A 20,273-nucleotide genomic window follows, 5' to 3' on the forward strand; every position below is an offset into this window, starting at 1 on the left:
CTCAGTCCGTCAGCATGGCGCCGACGTCGGCTTCCGCGACGACCTGACCGTTGACCTTGGCATCGCCGTGAAACCACCACATGGCCTTGCGGCGGCCGACCGAGCGCATGTGATATTCGATGGTATCGCCGGGCAGCACGGGCTTGCGGAACTTGCACTTGTCGATGGTGAGGAAATACACCGCGCGCGGCTTCTCGGTGCCCTCGACCGACTTGATGCCGATCACGCCCGCGGTCTGCGCCATCGCCTCGATCATCATGACGCCAGGATAGACCGGACGCTCGGGGAAGTGCCCCTGGAATGCCGGCTCGTTGAACGTCACGTTCTTGATGCCGATGCCGCTGTAATCGGCGCGGATGTTGATCACGCGATCGATCAGCAGCATCGGAAAGCGGTGCGGCAGGGTCTGGAGGATCGCATTGATATCCACCAGCTCGAACTTAACAGGTGATTCCACCGTCATTCCCCTCCCTCGTCCTTCGGATCGGCCTTGCTGTCGCGCACCAGACGCTCCACCGCGATGATCTCCTTGAACCATTGTTTGGTCGGCTTGGCGAAATGCCCGCCCCAGCGTCCGCCCGGCGGGATGTCGTCCTTGACGGCGCTCATGGCGGTCACCTGAGCTCCGTCGCCGATCTTGAGGTGGTTGTTGATGCCAACCTTCGCCCCCAGCGCCACGTTGTCGCCGATGGTCAGGCTGCCGGCGAGGCCGATCTGGGCCGCCAGCAGGCAGTGCCGCCCGATCGTCACATTGTGGCCGATCTGGACCTGATTGTCGATTTTGGTCCCCTCGCCGATCACGGTGTCGCGCAAGGATCCGCGGTCGATCGTGGTGTTGGCGCCGACCTCGACGTCGTTCTGGATCAGGACCCGCCCGGTCTGCGGCACCTTCAGATGGCCCTCGGGTCCGAAGAAGATGAAGCCATAGCCGTCCTGGCCGATCGAGCAGCCCGGATGGATCAGCACATTGTTGCCGATCAGTGCGCACTGGATGGCCGTACGGGCGCCGACATTGCAGTCCCGGCCGATCTTGACGCCGGGGCCGATCACCGCGCCGACCCCGATCACGGTGCCACTGCCGATCTCGACGTCCGGGCCGATCACCGCCAGGGGATCGACGATCACGCCGTCCTCGAGCCGGGCCGTGGGATCGATGATGGCGGACGGCGCAATGCCGTCATTGCCGACCGAGGATTGCGGCCTGAGCGCGTCTGCGTGCCATTCGCGCGCGATCCTGACGAAGGCACGGAACGGCTGCGCCGCCCGCAGCACGGCCACGTGCGCGGGCACCTGGGCCTCGAAGCGCGGGCTCACGAGGCAGGCTCCGGCCCTGGTCGCCCTGAGCTGGTCGGCATATTTCAGGTTGTCGAAGAACGTCAGATGCATCGGGCCGGCTTCGTCGAGCGAAGCAAGGCTCGTGATGATCTGGCCGCCCCTTTCGGGATCGACCAGCTGCGCCTTGGTCAGCGCGGCAATGTCAGCCAGCGCTGAGGCAGGCGGTTTTGTGAAGAAGGTCGGCTGCGCCATTCCACCCCGTCGCGGTCCGGCTTCGGCATGAAGCGGCCAGGCCGCATCATGCCTCATCTCCAGGATTGGCACGATCCCTTTCGGAAACCGGGTCCGGTGATCCGGATCGTGCCGTGCTGATCGAACTAGAACGTGGTGCCGCCGCCGAACCGGAACTCCTGCGTGCGGTCGTACTTGCCCTTGCTGAGCGGCACGGCGTAGTCGAAGCGCAGCGGACCGAACGGGGACTGCCAGATCAAGCCGACACCGACCGACGAGCGGATCACCTTGCTGTCGTCGTAGACCAGGCCGGTGCAGGTGCCCGCGCTCGGCGGATTGATCGTCGACGGGATACAGCCCGGTACGTTGATCTCGTTGGTCGCTGTCCAGCTGGTCGGGCCCTTGTAGTCATACAGACCGCCGGCGTCGGCATAGACAGCACCCTTCAGACCCACTTCCTTCGGCAGGAACCAGAACGGCATCTGCACTTCGAACGAAGCACCCCAATACTTGGTGCCGCCGAGCGCGTCCTGCGTGCCGAAGGGATTGAGGTCGCGCGGGCCGATGCCGTTCGGTGCGAAGCCACGGACGAGGTTCGGTCCCATCTGGAAGTGGTCGAGCATCCGCAGATCATCGTTGATCTTGGTCAGAATGCCGCCCTGGAGACGGACGATGCCGACGAGGTCCGACACCAGCGGAGCGTAGTACTTGGCGTCACCCACGGTCTTCAGATAGCTGACGTCGCCGCCGACGCCGGCGAAATCCTGCCGGAAGTCGATGAGCAGGCCGTCGGTGGGGTTCTTGTTGTTGTCCAGCGTGTTGTAGGTCAGCGTGTAGCCAAGCGCCGAGGTCAGGGTCTTGCCGTTGGCAAGCTCCTTGCGCACCGGCAGCGAGGCTTCGCCGTCGCTGTAGCAGCCGAGGCCGCCGGTCGAGCTGAGATCGGGAACGCCGCCATTGGCGTTGACGAAGGCCGGGCTCGGGTTGAAGGCCGCCGAGCCCAGAACATTGTTACAGTTCGCCAGGTAGTACGGCAGCGTGATTTCCTGCTGGTAGATCGAGTAGCGCAGCTGGAGCGCGAGGTCTTCACGCAAGGAGAAGCCGAGGCGCGGCGAGAAGCCGAGCGTCTTGGTGCCGTAGGAGATGTAGCTGTTGGACAGCTGCTGGCGCTGATAGAGGTCGAGGCCGAGCGCGACGCGGTAGTCGAGCAGATACGGCTCGACGAACGACAGCGAGTAGCCGCGAGCGTACTGGCCGTAGGTCACCGACGCCTTGGCGAACAGGCCGCGGCCGAGCAAATTGCGCTCGGAGACCGAGACTTCGGCCAGCGCGCCATCGGTCGTCGAGTAGCCGCCCGAGACCGAGAAGTCGCCGGTCGACTTCTCTTCCATGTCCACGATCAGGACCACGCGGTCGCTCGACGAGCCGGGCTCCGTCGTGATCTTCACGCTCTTGAAGTAGTCGAGGTTCTTCAGGCGCCGCTCGGCGCGGTCGACCAGCGCACGATTGTAGGCGTCGCCCTCGGAGATGTCGAACTCGCGGCGGATCACGTAGTCACGCGTGCGGGTGTTGCCGCGCAGGTTGATGCGCTCGATGTAGGTGCGCGGGCCCTCGTCGATGTTGAACACGACGGAGACGGTGTGGGCCTCGAAGTTGCGGTCGCCGCCGGGACGGACCACGGCGAAGGCGTAACCGCGGCGCGACGCCTCGATCTGCATCTCCTCGACCGACTTCTCGACCGATTCGACGTTGTAGAGCGAACCGGCGTTGATGCGCGAATAGGCGCGCATCGACGAAGGATCGAAATTCGGAATGCTGGAGCGGAAGTCGACCGAACCGACGCGGTATTGCGAGCCTTCCTCGATCTTGAAGGTGACGTTGAAGCCCTTCTTCTCCGGATCGTATTCGGTGAGCGCAGCTACCACCTGGACGTCGGCGAAGCCGTTCTTGAGATAGAAGCGGCGGATCAGGTCACGATCGGCCTCGACGCGATCGGGATCGTAGATGTCGCCGCTGGCGAGGAAGCTCAAGAGATTCGATTCGCGCGTCTTGATGACGTCGCGCAGGCGATATGACGAGAACGCGTTGTTGCCGACGAACTCGATCAACTTGACGCCGGTCTTGGAGCCTTCCTCGATCGTGAAGATCAGGTCGACGCGGTTGTTCGGCTGCTCGATGACCTCAGGCGTGACGCGCACGTCGTAGCGGCCGGAGCGGCGATAGATTTCAGCGATTCGCAGCGTGTCGGACTGCACCATGGCGCGGGAGAAGGTACCGCGCGCCTTGGACTGGACTTCGGTGGTGAGCTGCTCGTCCTTGATCTTCTTGTTGCCCTCGAAGGCGATGCGCCCGATCACCGGGTTTTCCACCACGGAAACGATGATCTGGCCGCCGGCACCGCGATTGATCCTGACGTCCTGGAACAGGCCGGTCTCGATCAACGCCTTGAGGCCGTCGTCGATGGCGGCCTGATCGAGGCGACCGCCCGGACCCGGCTTGAAATAGGAGCGGATCGTCTCCACCTCGACTCGGCGATTTCCCTCGACGGAAATCGACTGGACCGTCTGAGCGAGCGCAGACGAAGACACAAAAACAGCCCCAACCGGGGCAACCACCGGCGCGCCGAACATGATCAGGGTTGCGAGCAAGCCCCCCCGGAGTCGCAGTCCAAACTTCATCGCGCAACGCGCCCTTATCATTCCGTACCAGACCCAACCCCAACGCCGGTCTGGAAGATTCCCCAACTTCAAGCCGCTTGTAGCCAATTTCCCCGACGCCGCAAACGGCCGAGCGCGCCGCAATTTCAATTTCATTCCAAGACGTTGCTCAACAGCAACGCCACAAAAAAGCCCCTATCACGAAGCGGCCATCCGCAGGATGTCGTTGTAAGTCGCAAACACCATCAACATCAGCACCAAACCGAGTCCGATTCGGAACCCCATCTCCTGGGTCCGCTCGGACAGAGGCCGGCCGCGGACAACTTCCGCCGCATAGAACATAAGGTGACCGCCATCGAGCAGCGGAATCGGAAACAGGTTCAACAGGCCGATCGACACCGACAGCACGGCGCAGAGATTGATCACAAACTGGAACCCGGCGCTGGCCGCCTGCCCCGACATCTTGGCGATGCCCAGGACTCCGCTGACCTCGTTGGGATTGCCGTGTCCGACGAACAACGAGCCGAGGAACTTGAACGTGCTGGTGATGATGAACCAGACCTGCTCGACGCCGATCTTGAGCGCCTCGCCAACGCCCACCGGGGCAGTCGAGGCCTCGCCGGCCTGCGACTTGTGCTCGACGCCGAGCACGCCGACGCGGTGGCGGTTCCCGAAGGGATCCTTGCGCTCCAGCAGCGCGGGGGTCGCGGTCAGCGACACGATGGCACCGTCGCGCTTCACCTGGAACGCAAGCGTTGAACCGGCGCTCATCGCAACGATTCGCTGCATGTCGGCAAAGCTCTCGATCGGCTTGCCGTCGATCTGCACGACGACGTCCCCGACCTTGAAACCGGCTGTCGCCGCAGCACCGTCGGCGACGACGCCGTCAACGCGGGCGATCGTGCTCGGCTTGCCGTAATACAGCGCCATGGCGGCGAAGATCAGCGCGCCCAGGATGAAATTGGCGATCGGTCCGGCCGCGACGATGGCCGCGCGCGGGCCGACCTTCTTGTGGTGGAAGCTTCCGGCGCGCTCCTCGGCCGTCATGGAGGAGAGGGTCTGGGCCGACGGGGTCGAGGCCTCGCTCTCGTCGCCGAAGAACTTGACGTAGCCGCCAAGCGGAATCGCGGAGATCTTCCAGCGCGTCCCATGGCGGTCGTTGAAGCCGACCAGCTCAGGTCCGAAACCGAGTGAAAAGGTTAACACGCGAACGCCCGCCCACCGCGCGACCAGGAAATGGCCGAGTTCGTGGAAGAACACGACGATGGTCAGGACGAACAGGAAGGGAACCGCATAACCCAGGAGCCCATGGCTCAACGTATTGAAACTATGGACGAAAAAGTCGATCATCGAATTCCCTCATCCAGCGCCGCAAGGCCCTGGCCCCGAACCATCTAGGATGCCTTTAAGGCAATTTGAGGCAATAGGGCGGCAGCTCTATTTCGCGCAACATGGTCAACGGATATTGCATCGTCGGCCGAGGTCATCGGGGCCTGGTTCCCGCTGCGGATCCAGTCGTCCAGCGTCGCCTCGACCAGACGCGCGATCGCGCCAAAGCGGATCTTGCCGGCGATGAAGGCGGCGACTGCAACCTCGTTGGCCGCATTGTAGACGGTGGTCGCCCCCTTCCCGGTCCGGAGCGAATCGTAGGCCAGGCGCAGCCCGGGGAACCGCTCGAAATCCGGCGCCTCGAAGGTCAGCTGGCCGATCTTGGCGAGGTCGAGCTTCGCCGCCGGGCCCTTGATCCGATCGGGCCAGCCCAGGCAATGGGCGATCGGCGTCCTCATGTCGGGCGCGCCGAGCTGCGCCACGACGGAGCAATCGGAAAACTCGACCATGCCGTGGATGATCGACTGCGGATGAACGAGGACGTCGATCTCGTCGGGCGTGAGCGCGAACAGATAAGATGCCTCGATCACCTCCAGCCCCTTGTTCATCATCGAGGCGGAATCAATCGTGATCTTCTGGCCCATGCTCCAGTTCGGATGCTTGAGGGCCTGCTCGAGCGTGGCCTGCTCGATATCGGCAGGCTTCCAGGTCCGGAACGGGCCGCCGGAAGCGGTGATGATGACGCGGACGAGCTCGTCGCGATTGCCGGAGCTCAACGCCTGGAACAGCGCATTGTGCTCGGAATCGGCCGGCAGGATACAGGCGCCCGCCTTTGCCGCGCGCTGCATGAAGAAATCACCGGCGCAGACCAGACATTCCTTGTTGGCGAGCGCGACATGCGCGCCGCGATCGACCGCCGCCAGGGCCGGCTTCAGTCCGGCAGCGCCGCTCACGGCCGCCATCACCCAATCGGCCGGGCGCGCACCGGCCTCGATCACCGCGCTTTCGCCGGCGCCGCATTCGGTGCCGGTGCCCGCCAGCGCAGCCTTGAGCTCGCCGAGCTTGGAGGTGTCCGCGATCGCGACAAAGCGCGCGGAGAACTCCTTCGCGAGCTTGGCGAGCGCCGCAACATTGCCGTTCGCCGTCAGCGCCTCGACGCGGTAGCGCTCGGGCGAGGCGCGCAGCAGATCCATCGTGCTGTCGCCGATCGAGCCGGTGGCGCCGAGAACCGTGACGCTGCGAACGGCCGTCGCAGCAAGCTTGTTGTTACGCAATGGGACCGCGCTCATATCCTCACCAAACCATAAGACCGCTTCCGGCGCCATGCACACCATGGCGGAGAAAGCCGATAATCCATGCCACCAGGATGGCAGCGACAAAACCGTCCAGGCGGTCCATAAGCCCGCCATGGCCGGGAATTAAGTGACTGGAATCCTTGACGCCGAAACGCCGCTTCACTGCGGATTCGAACAGGTCGCCCAATGCCGACACGACCGACAGGATCGCGCTGACGAGCAGCAATGGCGCCAACTTTCCGAACCCGCAAGCCGCAAAGCCCACAGCGACCAAGAGGCTTGCGACGAAGCCGCCGAGTGCGCCCGCCCAGGTCTTCTTCGGGCTCACGCGCGGCCACAGCTTCGGTCCGCCGATGCTGCGGCCGGCGAAATAGCCGCCGATATCGGTGGCCCACACCACCAGCAGCACGAACATCAGCGCGGAGAAACCGTTGACGAGATCTTTCCGCACCAGGATCGAGGCCAGCAACGCCGCCGCCGCGTAGGCGAAGCCGGTCGCCGCCCACAAGAACTTGCCACGCGCGATCAGCGTCACGATCGCACCGCCAATGAGCCCGGTGACGATAGAGGTCTTGAGCGCGCCAAAAGCGACGGCGGCCCCCATCATGGCGAGGACGACCGTCCCTGCCCCGGTCAGCGCGGCCGAACCCGCGCCCACCACCATCAGCCATTCCGCAAACAGCCCGATAGAGACCAGGGTGACCAGAAGCGCCCACAGCCAGCCGCCGGCATAGGCGATCGCAATGGTGAGCGGCGCCAGCACCAGCGCTGCGAGAACTCGCATCACCAGATTGCTCGGGGCAGGCTTGGCGCCCGCCGGTGCGGCGTCGGGTTCGCTCACGAGGCGGTTTTCGCGACCAGACCGCCGAAACGGCGCTCGCGTCTGGCAAATTCGGCGATCGCGCTTTCCAGCGCCGCCTTGTCGAAATCGGGCCAGTGGATCGGCACGAAGACGAGCTCGCTATAGGCGGCCTGCCACATCAGGAAGTTGGACAGTCGCTGCTCTCCGCTGGTGCGGATGATGAGATCGGGATCGGGAATGTCGGGCGCATCGAGATGGGCGCCAAGCGTCTCGGCGTCGATCGTGGCAGGATCCCGCCTGCCCTCCGCGACCTCGCGCGCAAGCTTCTGCGCCGCTTTCGCGATCTCCTGCCGCGAGCCGTAGTTGAAGGCGACGACGAGCGTGAGGCGCGTGTTGTCGCGCGTCAATTCCTCGGCCTCGTTGAGCAGCGCGCAGATGTCGCTCTCGAGCCCGTCGCGCTCGCCGATGATGCGGACCTTCACGCCATCGCGATGCAGGCTCGCCAGATCGTTGCGGATGAAGCGCCGGAGCAGGCCGAACAGATCACCGATCTCGCTGGCCGGACGCGACCAGTTCTCCGAAGAAAACGAGAAGATGGTGAGATAGCGGATGCCGAGCTCGTGCGAGGCGCGCACCACGCGGCGCAGCGCGTCCACACCGCGACGATGCCCTTCCGCACGCGGCAGGCCGCGCGAGGCCGCCCAACGCCCGTTGCCATCCATGATGATGGCGACATGCGCAGGCGCCTCGGACCGGTCGGGTCCCTCCGTTGCGGGCGCGGCGGCGTTGGACATGAAGGCGATGCCTTAAACGGTGAGAATTTCTTTTTCCTTGGCGGCCAGCAGCTGGTCGATCTCGGCGATCGTGCCGTCGGTCGCTTTCTGCACCTCGTCGGCATGACGCTTCTGGTCGTCCTCCGACATCTCGTGGTTCTTTTCGAGCTTCTTGAGCACATCGAGACCGTCGCGACGGACATGGCGCGCGGCGACCTTGGCGGCTTCGGCGTATTTGTGCGCGACCTTCACCAGCTCCTTGCGCCGCTCCTCGTTGAGCTCGGGAATGCGCAGGCGCAGCACCTGGCCCTCGGTCGCGGGCGACAGGCCGAGATTGGAATCGACGATCGCCTTCTCCACGGCCTTGACCATCGACTTGTCCCAGACCTGCACCGAGATCAGGCGCGGCTCCGGCACGCTGACAGTGGCGAGCTGGTTGAGCGGCATGTGGCTGCCATAGGCGTCGACCTGCACCGGATCGAGCATCGAGGCCGAAGCGCGTCCCGTCCGCAGGCCGCCAAGCTCGTGCTTGAGGGACTGGACGGCGCCCTGCATACGGCGCTTCACTTCGTTGAGGTCGAAACTACCCGTGGCCATCACGTTTCTCCTTCAAAATCCCGGCGACCTCTCCGCGCCCCCCTCTGTGGGGGCGCGACGACGAGACGTCAGCCGGCGACAATGGTTCCGTGGCCGGCGCCACGCAGAATCGCACCGATCGAACCCGGCTGCGCGATCGAGAATACGATGATAGGCAGCGACGTCTCGCGGGCAAGCGCGAAGGCGGTCGCATCCATCACCTTGTAGCCACCCTCGATCGCCTGCGAATGGGTCAGACGGTCGAACCGCGTGGCGGTCGGATCCTTCTTCGGGTCGGCCGAGTAGACGCCGTCGACATTGGTCGCCTTCAGCACCGCCTGGGCGCCGATCTCGGCGGCGCGCAGCACCGCGGTCGTGTCGGTGGTGAAGAACGGATTGCCGGTTCCGCCGCCGAGCAGCACGATCCGGCCCTCGGCGAGGTATTTGTGCGCCGCGGTACGGGTGAACAGCTCGGAAATCTCCGGCATGACGAAGGCCGACAGCGTCCGCGCCGGCGTGCCCTTGCGCTCGATCGCCGCTTCCAGCGCGAGGCAGTTCATCATGGTGGCGAGCATGCCCATGGTGTCGCCGGTCGGCCGCGACACGCCGCGGGCGGAGACCTCGACGCCGCGCACGATGTTGCCGCCGCCGATCACGACCGCAACCTCGGTGCCGAGCTTGCGGGCAGCGATCAGATCGTCCGCAACCCGGTCGACGGTCGGCTGGTCGATACCAAACCCCTGCTGTCCCGCGAGATATTCGCCGGACAGCTTGATCACGACGCGACGATAGACCGGATCAGTCATGAGCACCTTCCTTGTCCGGGCGCCGCTTCCGGCGGCACGCCGGAAGGAACGTTCCGGCGCTTACTTCTTGCCGCTGGCCGCCGCGACCTCGGCTGCGAAGTCGCTTTCCTGCTTCTCGATTCCCTCACCGAGAGCATAGCGCACAAAGCCCGCGATCTTCAGGGGACCGCCAACCTTGCCCTCGGCCTCCTTCACCGCCTGCGCCACCGACTTGCCGGTGTCGTGGATGAAGGCCTGCTCGAGCAGGCAGACTTCCTTGTAGTAGGTCTTGAGGCCGGACTCGACGATCTTCTCGATCACGTTCTCCGGCTTGCCCTGCTGGCGATATTTGTCGGCGAGCACGTCCTTCTCGCGCTTGACGACCGCCGGATCGAGGCCGGACGGATCGAGCGCCAGCGGGTTGGCCGCAGCGACATGCATCGCGATCTGGCGACCGAGCGCGGCGAGCTCGTCGGCCTTGCCGGGCGATTCCAGCGCAACGATCACGCCCATCTTGCCGGCACCGTCGATGACGGCGCCGTGGACATAGTGCGACACCACGCCCTGGCTCACCTCGAGCTGGGCGGCGCGGCGCAGCGTCATGTTCTCGCCGATCGTGGCGATCGCGTCATTGATCGCCGTTTCGATCGTGACGTCGCCGACCTTGGCGGCCTTGATCTTCTCGACATCGGCACCGGCGTCGAACGCGACCTGGGCGATCATCTTGACGAGGCCCTGGAACTGACCGTTGCGCGCAACGAAGTCGGTCTCGGAGTTAACCTCGACCACGACGCCCTTGTTGCCCTTGGTGAGCGCGCCGATGAGGCCCTCGGCCGCGACGCGGCCCGACTTCTTGGCGGCCTTCGACAGGCCCTTCTTGCGCAGCCAGTCCTGCGCCGCTTCCATGTTGCCGTCGTTTTCGGTCAGCGCGGCCTTGCAGTCCATCATGCCCGCGCCGGTCGACTCGCGCAGGTCCTTGACCATCGCAGCTGTGATCGTTGCCATCGTTGAAAATCCTTCTTGCCTGCCGGTTCGCCGCGGCGCGGCATCCCATTGCCCCGCCGCGGTCCATCTCAGGAATTCGCGTCAACTGAATGAAATGGTGGCCGGGATTTAGCCGGCCAACCCATCGCCTTTTTGACTATTCCGCTTCCGCGGTCAGCGCCTTGGCCTTGGCCACCCAGGCATCCGCGCGGCTCGGCAGACCGACTTCTTCGCCGATCGTGTGCGCGGTGTCGTGGTCGAGCTCGGCGAGCTGCCAGTAGTGGAAGATGCCGAGGTCGTTGAATTTCTTCTCGATCGCACCCGACACGCCCGGGAGCTTCTTGAGGTCGTCGGCGGTGCCGCGAGGACCCGCAAGGCCCTGGAAGCCGCTCGAGGACGCCGCCGGCAGCTCTTCGGCCAGCGGACGGGCGGAGGCACCGACGTCGATGCCCGAATCGCCCTGGGCGCGCGAGATGCCGTCGATCGCGGCACGCGCGATCAGGTCGCAATACAGCGCAATGGCGCGGCCGGCGTCGTCATTGCCCGGCACCACATAGGTGATGCCCTTCGGATCCGAATTGGTGTCGACGATCGCGGCGACCGGGATGTTGAGCCGCTGGGCTTCCTGGATCGCGATGTCTTCCTTGTTGGTGTCGATCACGAAGATCAGGTCGGGCAGACCGCCCATGTCCTTGATGCCGCCGAGCGAACGGTCGAGCTTGTCGCGCTCGCGCTGCAGCGTCAGGCGCTCCTTCTTCGTGTAGGAATTGGCTTCGCCGCCCGAGAGCACGTCGTCGAGGTGACGCAGGCGCTTGATCGAGGCCGAGATCGTCTTCCAGTTGGTCAGCGTGCCGCCGAGCCAGCGCGAATTGACGAAGTACTGCGCGCAGCGCTTGGCAGCGTCCGCGACGCCGTCCTGCGCCTGGCGCTTGGTGCCGACGAACAGGATACGGCCGCCCTTGGCGACGGTGTCGCTGACGGCCTGAAGGGCCGTGTGCAGCATCGGCACGGTCTGGGCGAGATCTACGATGTGGATGTTGTTGCGCGCGCCGAAAATGAACGGAGCCATTTTCGGATTCCAGCGGTGAGACTGGTGACCAAAGTGCACGCCAGCTTCGAGGAGCTGACGCATAGTGAAATCGGGCAGTGCCATCGTTCTAATTCTCCGGTTGGTTCCTCCGGAAGCGTGTGAGCAAAACGGAGCGTTGCGCCCCGGCTGCCACCGGACGGCCTTGTGAGCCATGCTTCCGTGTGAGATGGCGCGCTATATAGCGCCATTTCGGCCAGAAGCAAGGAAATAACGGGCCCATCTGGGGCACCGGAGCTTCCGGCGCCCCGGATGCCTAGCACCTCGGCTGGCCCGGCGGGCAAGGCTTCGGTGGCGGTCCGGCCGGCCGCGGCGGCGGGTGTGGTGCTGGCGCCGCACGCGGCGGCGCGGCGGCCATCGGAGGCGGCGCCGGCCGCGCGACAGGAGGTGGCGGCGGCGCGGGCCGCGCCATCGGCGGCGGAGGTGGCGCCGGACGCGCCATTGGGGGCGGTGCGGGCCGGGCCATGGGTGGCGGCGGTGCCGGTCGTGCCATGGCGGCGGGCGGAGGTGCAACCCGAGGCGGCGGAGCTGGCGCGACCCGTGGCGGTGGCGGCGGCGCCGGTCTCGCCACGGCCTGTGGAGGAGCTGGCGGCGCGGCGGGCTTGGCCGCCGCCGGCGGCGGAGCGGACCGCGGCCCCTGAAGCCTGGACGGCTCCCGTGCTGCCACCGGTGGGGGTGGAGGCGTCGCGGGCTTGACTGTGCTCGGCGCGGCGGCACTCGGGGGCGGCAAAGCGCCCGGCCGGGAACCGGTCTGCCTGCCACGCGGGTCAGTCACGGACGGAGGCGATACCCCTGGACTGGGCAGCCCGGCGGATGGGGTCGTACCTGCGGGAGCCGGCCGCTGGTTGGGCGCCGTAGCGGTGGCCGCGTTTGGCTGCGCCGGCGGAACATTGCCGACGGGCGACGTGGTGGTCGCAACGGGTTTGCCCGGAGCTCCGGCGGGGCGCGGCGGTCCGCCGGGGGTCCCGGGCACCGGCAGCGTATTCGCCTGCGGCGTATTGGGCTGCGGCGGCGTATTGGCCTGCGGCGACGTATTGGCCTGCGGCGGCTTGGCCGGCGCCGCTGCTTGGGGGGGCGCAGCAGCATTGCCAGCCGGAGCCGTCGCAGCCGGACTTGGTGCCGCGTTCGGGGTGACAACGCCGGGAGCCACCCCTGCCCCCGCCGGCGGCGCGCCGGGAGTCCCCGGCGCCGGCGGCGTATTGGCCTGCGGCAGCGTAGTCGCCTGCGGCAGCGTATTGGCCTGCGGCAGCTTGCCCCCAACCGGCGGCTGCGCGGTCGTGGCGGGAGCGACATTGGCCGGCGTCGGTGCCGCGATCCCGGGCCTTGCCGTCGGCTGGATGGTCGCGCTTGGCGGCATCGGCGCCTTGCCCTGCTGGATCAGGGCGGCGCGCTGGACCACGGCCTGCGGCACCGCCGGACCTGCCGGGTTGGCGCGCCCCGCGACGGCGGGCGCCAGATTCCCCACCGCAGGCGCCGCGCCGGGCGGCGGAGCCGGCGGCCGGTTGATCACGGTGTTGATGACGGTCGTATTATGGATGTTCTGGTAGATGATGTTGTTCGGCGGCGGCGCGACATAGACCGGCGGCCTGACGAACACCGGGATCGGCACAAACACCGGCTGCGGCAGCACGAACAGGCCGATCACGGGCAGCGGCGGCGGCAGCACGACGAAATCCGGCGGCGGCGGCGGCAGATAGTAGACCGGTGGCGGTGGCGGCGGCGCGAAGCCGAAATCGGGGTCGCTGAAATACAGCACGGGGCGGTCGACATAGACCACCTCCTCCGGCGGCGGTGGCGGCACGTCGTAATCGATCATCGCAAAGGTCGGTGGCGGCTCGGGCGGCGCGGTGAGGATCGCCAGTCGCCGGCGCGCATCCGCTGCATGCGGGCCGCGCGGATAGCGGCGCAGATACGACCAATAGGCCTCCGGCGTGTCGGTCCGATAGGTCCGCCGCCAGGTGATCGCCTCGCGGCGCGCCGCCACGATCGCCCTGACCCGTTTGGCGAGCGGATCGTCGGGATAGGCCGCGAGAAAATCCTCATACGCCGGCAGCGTGTCGCGCTCGAGCGCGGCGGCATAGGCATCCTGCACACCGAGATCGCGGATCGGCTTGTTGCGGATCGCAGCGACCTGGTCGGGCGCGGCCTCCGGCGGAGCGTCGGGCCCACGCTCGAAGAACGAAAACGTCGCGGTGATCTTCTGCTCGTTCCAGGGCACCTGCGCGCCCTTGGAGGCCTCGTTGACGCGCAGGCGGACGCGATCGAACACCTCGGGCAGCGGCAGGCCGCCGGTGCGGATCATCTCGGCGAGCGACTGCGCATAGATGCCGTAGGGCCCCGGCTCCTCCGGCGCCACCGTACCCGGCGCGGCGTTGAAGGCGATCAGCATGTTCGCCTCGGGCTCGACCAGCGCCAGGCCACTCGCGATCGGCTGGCCGCCTTCGACGAAGGGCTGCGCGCGGGCCGCATCGAGCACGATGATGTTGGCCTTGAGCGGAATCGCCGCGAGCTGGCGCGCATAGTCGCTGATGCGCAAGGCCTCGGTCGGTATGTCGGTATCGCGGGTGATGTTGGAATCGACCGGGATGAAATAATTCTCGCCGGCAAGCTGCACGCCATAGCCCGCAAGATAAATCATCGCGACCGTGCCCGGGCCGGACGCCTGCGCCTTCTGGATGAAATCGCGAAAGCTCTTGCGCAGCGTGTCGCCGTCAAGATCGCGCGCGCCGACGACGTCGAAGCCGGCCGCCTGCAGCGTCTGCGCGATCAGGCCGGCATCGTTCGCGGTGGTGGCTAGCGGCGATTTGGCATAGGCGCCGTTGCCGACCACCAGCGCGATGCGCTTCTCCTGCTGCTGCGCGCGGGCCGCGTTCGGCGCGCTGGCGACAAGAGCCACGACCGGCAGGAGAAGGCAAACGAAGCGAAGCATCCCACGCATGGCATTTCCCGTTTTTGTCGTTGAAGTGCCAGTATGCATCAGACGCGCGGCCGGCTGAACGGCACTTGAACGAAAAGCTCGGATTGAGGCGGTGGCATGGCACCTGGCGTTTGCGCCAGGCCGTCAAATCAGGCCTCTGTGTCAGGCCCCGTCAGCCTTCACGATCGACGGTGGTTCAGCTCTGCGCGATCAGGTCGACTGTTCCCGTCGTGAGCCGGTAGATCCCGCCGACGACCTTCAGCTTGCCCTGCTCCACGGCTGCATTGAGGATCGGCGCGGCCGACTTCAGCTTGGCAACATTGTCGGTCACGTTCTGCCGGATCGCCTGATCGAGCACCTCCCCGCCCCGCTGCATCGCAGCCTTGGCGGCGGGGGCGATCGCATCGACGAGCGAGGGGATGTGGCCCGGCGGCGACTTGTTGTCTTTGATCGCCTTCAGCGTCGCATCCACGGCGCCGCAGGCATCATGGCCGAGTACGAGGATCAGTGGTGCGCCCAGCACGGCGACCGCATATTCCAGGCTGGCGATGGTCTCAACCCCGGCAAAGTTTCCGGCAACGCGGCAGACGAACAGATCGCCGCGGCCGCTGTCGAAGGCGTACTCCGGCGCGATGCGTGAGTCCGCACAGCTCAACACCGCTGCGAACGGATTCTGGCCGCCGGCCAGCGCCTCGCGCTCATGCTTGAAATCATGCCGCCGCGCGACGCCGGCGACGTAGCGCGCATTACCCTCCATCAGCCGCTTCAAGCTCGCGTCCGGCGACAACACGTTCTGCGGCTTGGGCGGAGCCTTGGCCTCCTTGGCAAGGGCGACGCCGCCCAGGGCAAGCCCGAGCGCCGAAACCGTCAGATGGACGAGCGATCTCCGCGAAGGGCCGATGTGGACGTCGCAATCACTGCCGCAATTCTCGCACATGCCTGCCTCCTCCCATCGAGCCGCCTCGTTGATGCAGCGGCAATCATGCCCCGCATCCTACTCGACAGCCTGTAATTCCGCGAGCTTCGTTCGCGCGGTCGCCTCGTCCAACGCGACGAGCTCGGCCAGCCCGGGATTCGCCTCTCCTGCCGTCGCGACGGAGACGACGAGCCCGGCCAAGCCGCCCAGCATCGCACCGCCCATCGCGGCATCGTGCCTGGGGCTGCTCTTGATGAGATAGAAGTGAGTCCGGCCCGCGTCCATGACGACCTCGCGCTTGGTGTCGCCCGGAAACATCACCTCGGTCACCAGCAGTTCGTGGCGGCCGGCCGGCCGATCGGCATAGGCATATTTCCCGGCCACGACCTTGCCGAGCGGAGCACCGTCGAGCTTCACCTCGCAGGCGCAAATGGCCATGCTGAGCCCATTCCTCTTGTCCTGCAGCAGGACGACACGCGAATATCCGGGGCGAGGCGGTCCGACCTTCTTTGCCACCGATGCAAAATCAGTTCCGACCTGATCGCTGACGGCATCCCGTCAGCATGGCACCAACGGCCAACAACAACGACCCTCGTCGCAGCATCGCACACCCCAGCCCTATCCCCGAGTGCATGCTAGCCGGAAACAGCGCAAGGTTGCAACACGCTCCGACGACGACGACGACGACGACAGCACCGAGTTGCTAGATCTGCTGCACGTCCACCACGCCCGCGACCGCCTTGATCGCACCGGCGATCTGCGGCGAGACCTTGAAGCGGCCGGGCAGCTTCATCTCCACCTCGGTCTCGAGGTCGAGCATCATCACCAGCGACACCTCGCCATCGCCATTGGAGCGCGGCGCGATGCCGGGACTGCCGATCTTTGGCGCTGCGCCATTCGACGCGGCCATCTCGGGTCCGGCGAGACGCTTGGCAATCGATTCCAGCGGCTTGGTGTCGCGCACGAAGATGCGCAGGCCCTTCTGCGTCTTGGCGGCGGCGTCATCCAGCGGCTCGGCATGCAGCACGCGGGCGCGCACATCCTCGCCCTGAAGCTCGGCCCCCAGCTGGAGCAACACGGCAGCGCCCGGCTCCAGCACGTCGCGATATTGCGCGAGCCCTTCGGAGAACAGCACCGCCTCGAAATGGCCGGTCGGATCGGACAGGCCCATGATGCCCATCTTGTTGCCGGTCTTGGTGCGCCGCTCCATGCGCGAAACGACGGTCGCCGCGACCTTGCCGGCGGTGGCGCCGGTCTTTACCGCGCGCGAGAACTCGGCCCATGACTGCACCCGCAGCCGCTTCAGCACCGTGGCATAATCGTCGAGCGGATGTCCCGACAGGAAGAACCCGATCGCGTCGTATTCGCGCCGCAGCCGCTCGGCCGGCAGCCAGGGCTCGATCTGCGGCAGCATGATGGTCGGCGCATCGGCCGACATGCCAAACATGTCGTTCTGGCCGATGGTCTCGGCCTGATGCGCGCGCTGGCAGGCGGCGAGGATCGAGTCCGCACCGGCGAAGACGCGCGCGCGGTTCGGCTCCAGCGTGTCGAAGGCGCCCGCGGCGGCAAGGCTCTCGATGATGCGTTTGTTGATCGCACGCGGGTTGACCCGCGCGGCGAAGTCGGCGAGCGAGGTGAACAATCCGCGCTTGTTGCGCTCCTCGATGATCTGGTCGATCGCCTGGATGCCGACGCCCTTGAGCGCCGCGAGCGCATAGTAGATCGTCTTCTCGCCGACCTCGAAGGTCGCGCCCGAGCGGTTGATGTTCGGCGGCTCGACCTTGATGCCGAGACGCTGCGCCTCGGAGCGGAATTCGGAGAGCTTGTCGGTGTTGTTCAGATCGAGCGTCATGGACGCTGCGATGAACTCCACCGGATAATGTGCCTTCATGTAGGCGGTGTGATAGGACACCAGCGCATAGGCCGCCGCGTGGCTCTTGTTGAAGCCGTAATCGGCGAACTTGGCGAGCAGCTCGAAGATGGTCTCGGCCTGCCCCTTCGGCACGCCGTTCTTCACGGCGCCGGCGACGAAGATGTCGCGCTGCTTGTCCATCTCGGCGCGGATCTTCTTGCCCATGGCGCGGCGGAGCAAATCGGCGTCGCCGAGCGAGTAGCCCGACATCACCTGCGCGATCTGCATCACCTGTTCCTGGTAGATGATGACGCCGAACGTCTCTTTCAGGATCGGCTCCAGCACGGGATGCAGATATTCCGGCTCCTCGTCGCCGTGCTTGCGCGCGCAATAGGTCGGGATGTTCGCCATCGGGCCCGGGCGATACAGCGCCACCAGCGCGATGATGTCCTCGAAACGGTCGGGCCGCATGTCGACCAGCGCGCGCCGCATGCCCTGGCTTTCAACCTGGAACACGCCGACCACCTCGCCCCGCGCCAGCATCTGGTAGCTCTCGGCATCGTCGATCGGCAGCGTTGCCAGATCGACATGGATGTCGCGCGGCTTGAGCAGCTTGCACGCGACGTCAAGCACCGTCAGCGTCTTGAGGCCGAGGAAGTCGAACTTGACGAGGCCCGCGGGCTCGACCCATTTCATGTTGAACTGGGTCACCGGCATGTCGGATTTGGGATCGCGATACATCGGCACGAGTTCGCTCAAGGGGCGATCGCCGATCACGATGCCGGCCGCGTGCGTCGAGGCGTGGCGGGTCAGGCCTTCGAGACGCTGCGCGATGTCGAAGGCACGCGCCACCACCGGATCTTCATCGCGGAACGCCTGAAGCTTCGGCTCGCTCTCGATCGCCGCCGCCAGCGTGACCGGCGCGGCCGGGTTCTGCGGCACGAGCTTGGTCAGCTTGTCGACCTGGCCATAGGGCATCTGCAGCACGCGACCGACGTCGCGCAGCACGCCGCGCGCCTGCAGCGTACCGAAGGTGATGATCTGCGCGACCTGGTCGCGGCCATAGCGCTCCTGGACGTACTTGATCACCTCGCCGCGGCGGTCCTGGCAGAAGTCGATGTCGAAGTCCGGCATCGAGACGCGTTCCGGATTGAGGAAGCGCTCGAACAGCAGGCCGAACTTGATCGGATCGAGGTCGGTGATGGTCAGCGCCCACGCCACCAGCGAGCCGGCGCCGGAGCCGCGGCCTGGCCCGACCGGGATGCCGTGCGCCTTCGCCCATTTGATGAAGTCGGACACGATCAGGAAGTAGCCGGCGTATTTCATGCGCATGATGACGTCGAGTTCGAACGCCAGGCGCTTGTTGTAGTCCTCTTCGCTCGTGCCCTGCGACAGTCCATGGACGCGCAGGCGGTTGGCGAGGCCCTCTTCCGCCTGCCGCTTCAATTCGGCCGCTTCCACCGAAGCGGCATCCGAGCTTGCGGCGGCGCCCACCGTGAAGAACGGCAGGATCGGCTTGCGCGTCATCGGGCGGAACGAGCAGCGCTCGGCGATCTCCACCGTCGAGGCCAGCGCCTCCGGAATGTCGGCGAACAGCACCGCCATCTCGGCGCGGGTCTTGAAGCGGTGATCGGGGGTGAGCTGCTCGCGGTCGGTCTCGGCAATCAGCCGCCCGCCGGCGATGCACAGAAGCGCGTCATGCGCCTCGTAATCGTCGGTCGCGGCGAAATACGGCTCGTTGGTCGCAACCAGCGGCAGGCCCTTCGCATAGGCGATGTCGATCAGGCCGCTCTCGACGCGTCGCTCCTTGTCGGTGTTGTGGCGCTGCAATTCGACGTAAAGGCGGTCGCCGAACAGGCTGGCGAGACGCTCGCAGCGCAACGCGGCAATTTCGGCCTGCCCGGTCGCAAGCGCCAGCGAGACCGGGCCGTCCGGACCGCCGGTGAGCGCGATCAGTCCCTCGGTCTCGCCCTCGAGCCAGTCGAACTTGATGTGCGAGGCATGGGTGTCGGGCGTCTCCAGGAACGCCCGCGAGTTCAGGCGCATCAGGCTGCGATAGCCGCGCTCCTGCGCCGCCAGCAGCACCACGCGCGACGGCCCCATCGCATTGCGCGCATTCGGATCCTGGTCGCCGAAATCGATTGCGAGCTCGCAGCCGACGATCGGCTGGATGCCGGAACCCGCCATCTTGTCGGAGAACTCCAGCGCCCCGAACATGTTGTCGGTGTCGGTCAGCGCCAGCGCCGGCTGGTGGTCTTTCTTCGCAAGCTCGGCGAGCTTGGCGATCTTGATCGAGCCCTTGAGCAGCGAATAGGCCGAGTGAACGTGAAGGTGGACAAATCCGGCGCTCGGCATGGTCGCGTGACGGCCTCTTGCAGATGAGATGGAGCGGTCGCCCGCTCCTGGGGCATGCACCCATCCGGCCGACTCGCCTCACAATGGTGGGGCGTCACTGCGCCAGAGTCCACGGCGGAGCGGCCGATCGGCCCCGTCGTCCGGCTTTTCCCCAGGGGCACGGAAAGGGGCCCGCATCATCAAAGCTGCGGAATCACCTGGGCCCAGATTGCGATCATCCCCACGAACAGCGTGATCGACGCCAGTGCTGCGGCTTCTTCCACGAAAATCTTGAACATGGCCTGCTCCCGTGTTGGAACGTATGAAGAACATTGTTCTCATTTCGTTCTCGGGAGTCAAGTCGACTGAGCCATCCCGACATGGAATGGTTAACTCGCTGAATTCGAACAACAAAAAAGCCCCGGCCGATGGCCGGGGCTTTCGACAACCGCTCGAAGAAGAG

15 protein-coding genes are annotated in these 20,273 nt (G+C 66.0%); all 15 read right to left on the reverse strand.

Features of this window, described 5'->3' with window-relative positions; all coding sequences use genetic code 11:
• Position 1: 1 nt before the first annotated feature.
• Positions 2 to 463: a 3-hydroxyacyl-ACP dehydratase FabZ gene (gene fabZ / locus HAP40_RS21395; RefSeq protein WP_166815873.1), complete on the reverse strand. Its 462-nt coding sequence runs from the start codon at positions 461 to 463 to the stop codon at positions 2 to 4.
• Entirely contained in the window at positions 460 to 1,527 is a 1,068-nt protein-coding gene (gene lpxD / locus HAP40_RS21400; protein WP_166815871.1) for a UDP-3-O-(3-hydroxymyristoyl)glucosamine N-acyltransferase, read from the reverse strand. The genes fabZ and lpxD overlap by 4 nt, the downstream gene beginning before the upstream one ends.
• Positions 1,528 to 1,652: 125 nt before the next feature.
• The gene (gene bamA / locus HAP40_RS21405) at positions 1,653 to 4,181 is read right to left on the reverse strand and encodes an outer membrane protein assembly factor BamA (RefSeq protein WP_166815869.1); all 2,529 of its coding nucleotides are present in this window, start codon (positions 4,179 to 4,181) and stop codon (positions 1,653 to 1,655) included.
• Between the two features lie 177 nt (positions 4,182 to 4,358).
• Entirely contained in the window at positions 4,359 to 5,510 is a 1,152-nt protein-coding gene (rseP, locus tag HAP40_RS21410; protein ID WP_166815867.1) for an RIP metalloprotease RseP, read from the reverse strand.
• 44 nt (positions 5,511 to 5,554) lie between these two features.
• Positions 5,555 to 6,778 (reverse strand): 1-deoxy-D-xylulose-5-phosphate reductoisomerase, encoded by a 1,224-nt coding sequence (dxr, locus tag HAP40_RS21415; protein ID WP_166815865.1) that lies wholly within the window; start codon positions 6,776 to 6,778, stop codon positions 5,555 to 5,557.
• A 4-nt stretch (positions 6,779 to 6,782) separates the two neighbouring features.
• Entirely contained in the window at positions 6,783 to 7,625 is an 843-nt protein-coding gene (locus HAP40_RS21420) for a phosphatidate cytidylyltransferase (protein WP_208024749.1), read from the reverse strand.
• On the reverse strand, positions 7,622 to 8,380 hold the full coding sequence (locus HAP40_RS21425) for an isoprenyl transferase (RefSeq protein WP_166815863.1): 759 nt from the start codon (positions 8,378 to 8,380) through the stop codon (positions 7,622 to 7,624). The genes HAP40_RS21420 and HAP40_RS21425 overlap by 4 nt, the downstream gene beginning before the upstream one ends.
• Before the next feature lie 12 nt (positions 8,381 to 8,392).
• Positions 8,393 to 8,956, reverse strand: a complete 564-nt coding sequence (gene frr, locus HAP40_RS21430) for a ribosome recycling factor (protein ID WP_008547512.1) — start codon at positions 8,954 to 8,956, stop codon at positions 8,393 to 8,395.
• A gap of 68 nt (positions 8,957 to 9,024) precedes the next feature.
• Positions 9,025 to 9,741 (reverse strand): UMP kinase, encoded by a 717-nt coding sequence (gene pyrH, locus HAP40_RS21435; RefSeq protein WP_166815861.1) that lies wholly within the window; start codon positions 9,739 to 9,741, stop codon positions 9,025 to 9,027.
• Positions 9,742 to 9,801: 60 nt separating this feature from the next.
• Entirely contained in the window at positions 9,802 to 10,725 is a 924-nt protein-coding gene (gene tsf / locus HAP40_RS21440; protein WP_166815859.1) for a translation elongation factor Ts, read from the reverse strand.
• Between the two features lie 136 nt (positions 10,726 to 10,861).
• Entirely contained in the window at positions 10,862 to 11,857 is a 996-nt protein-coding gene (locus HAP40_RS21445) for a 30S ribosomal protein S2 (RefSeq protein ID WP_166815857.1), read from the reverse strand.
• A gap of 190 nt (positions 11,858 to 12,047) precedes the next feature.
• A complete protein-coding gene (locus HAP40_RS21450) occupies positions 12,048 to 14,729 on the reverse strand; it encodes a caspase family protein (protein ID WP_166815855.1) in 2,682 nt (893 codons plus the stop codon).
• Positions 14,730 to 14,904: 175 nt separating this feature from the next.
• Positions 14,905 to 15,645, reverse strand: a complete 741-nt coding sequence (locus HAP40_RS21455; protein WP_166815853.1) for a carbonic anhydrase — start codon at positions 15,643 to 15,645, stop codon at positions 14,905 to 14,907.
• 57 nt (positions 15,646 to 15,702) lie between these two features.
• Positions 15,703 to 16,062, reverse strand: a complete 360-nt coding sequence (locus tag HAP40_RS21460) for a DUF2846 domain-containing protein (RefSeq protein WP_246741063.1) — start codon at positions 16,060 to 16,062, stop codon at positions 15,703 to 15,705.
• A 265-nt stretch (positions 16,063 to 16,327) separates the two neighbouring features.
• Positions 16,328 to 19,831, reverse strand: coding sequence for a DNA polymerase III subunit alpha (gene dnaE / locus HAP40_RS21465; RefSeq protein WP_166815851.1), 3,504 nt, complete (start codon positions 19,829 to 19,831; stop codon positions 16,328 to 16,330).
• Positions 19,832 to 20,273: the final 442 nt, after the last annotated feature.

The sequence above is a fragment of the Bradyrhizobium sp. 1(2017) genome (assembly GCF_011602485.2).
Classification (GTDB): Bacteria; Pseudomonadota; Alphaproteobacteria; order Rhizobiales; family Xanthobacteraceae; genus Bradyrhizobium.

What these genes read in the sequence shown, in the direction of transcription:
- HAP40_RS21445 (WP_166815857.1), bottom strand. Translation starts at nt 11,857, where the DNA reads ATGGCACTGCCCGATTTCACTATGCGTCAGCTCCTCGAAGCTGGCGTG.
- frr (WP_008547512.1), bottom strand. Translation starts at nt 8,956, where the DNA reads ATGGCCACGGGTAGTTTCGACCTCAACGAAGTGAAGCGCCGTATGCAG.
- rseP (WP_166815867.1), bottom strand. Translation starts at nt 5,510, where the DNA reads ATGATCGACTTTTTCGTCCATAGTTTCAATACGTTGAGCCATGGGCTC.
- HAP40_RS21460 (WP_246741063.1), bottom strand. Translation starts at nt 16,062, where the DNA reads ATGGCCATTTGCGCCTGCGAGGTGAAGCTCGACGGTGCTCCGCTCGGC.
- pyrH (WP_166815861.1), bottom strand. Translation starts at nt 9,741, where the DNA reads ATGACTGATCCGGTCTATCGTCGCGTCGTGATCAAGCTGTCCGGCGAA.
- dxr (WP_166815865.1), bottom strand. Translation starts at nt 6,778, where the DNA reads ATGAGCGCGGTCCCATTGCGTAACAACAAGCTTGCTGCGACGGCCGTT.
- bamA (WP_166815869.1), bottom strand. Translation starts at nt 4,181, where the DNA reads ATGAAGTTTGGACTGCGACTCCGGGGGGGCTTGCTCGCAACCCTGATC.
- HAP40_RS21455 (WP_166815853.1), bottom strand. Translation starts at nt 15,645, where the DNA reads ATGTGCGAGAATTGCGGCAGTGATTGCGACGTCCACATCGGCCCTTCG.
- HAP40_RS21425 (WP_166815863.1), bottom strand. Translation starts at nt 8,380, where the DNA reads ATGTCCAACGCCGCCGCGCCCGCAACGGAGGGACCCGACCGGTCCGAG.
- tsf (WP_166815859.1), bottom strand. Translation starts at nt 10,725, where the DNA reads ATGGCAACGATCACAGCTGCGATGGTCAAGGACCTGCGCGAGTCGACC.
- lpxD (WP_166815871.1), bottom strand. Translation starts at nt 1,527, where the DNA reads ATGGCGCAGCCGACCTTCTTCACAAAACCGCCTGCCTCAGCGCTGGCT.
- HAP40_RS21450 (WP_166815855.1), bottom strand. Translation starts at nt 14,729, where the DNA reads ATGCGTGGGATGCTTCGCTTCGTTTGCCTTCTCCTGCCGGTCGTGGCT.
- dnaE (WP_166815851.1), bottom strand. Translation starts at nt 19,831, where the DNA reads ATGCCGAGCGCCGGATTTGTCCACCTTCACGTTCACTCGGCCTATTCG.
- fabZ (WP_166815873.1), bottom strand. Translation starts at nt 463, where the DNA reads ATGACGGTGGAATCACCTGTTAAGTTCGAGCTGGTGGATATCAATGCG.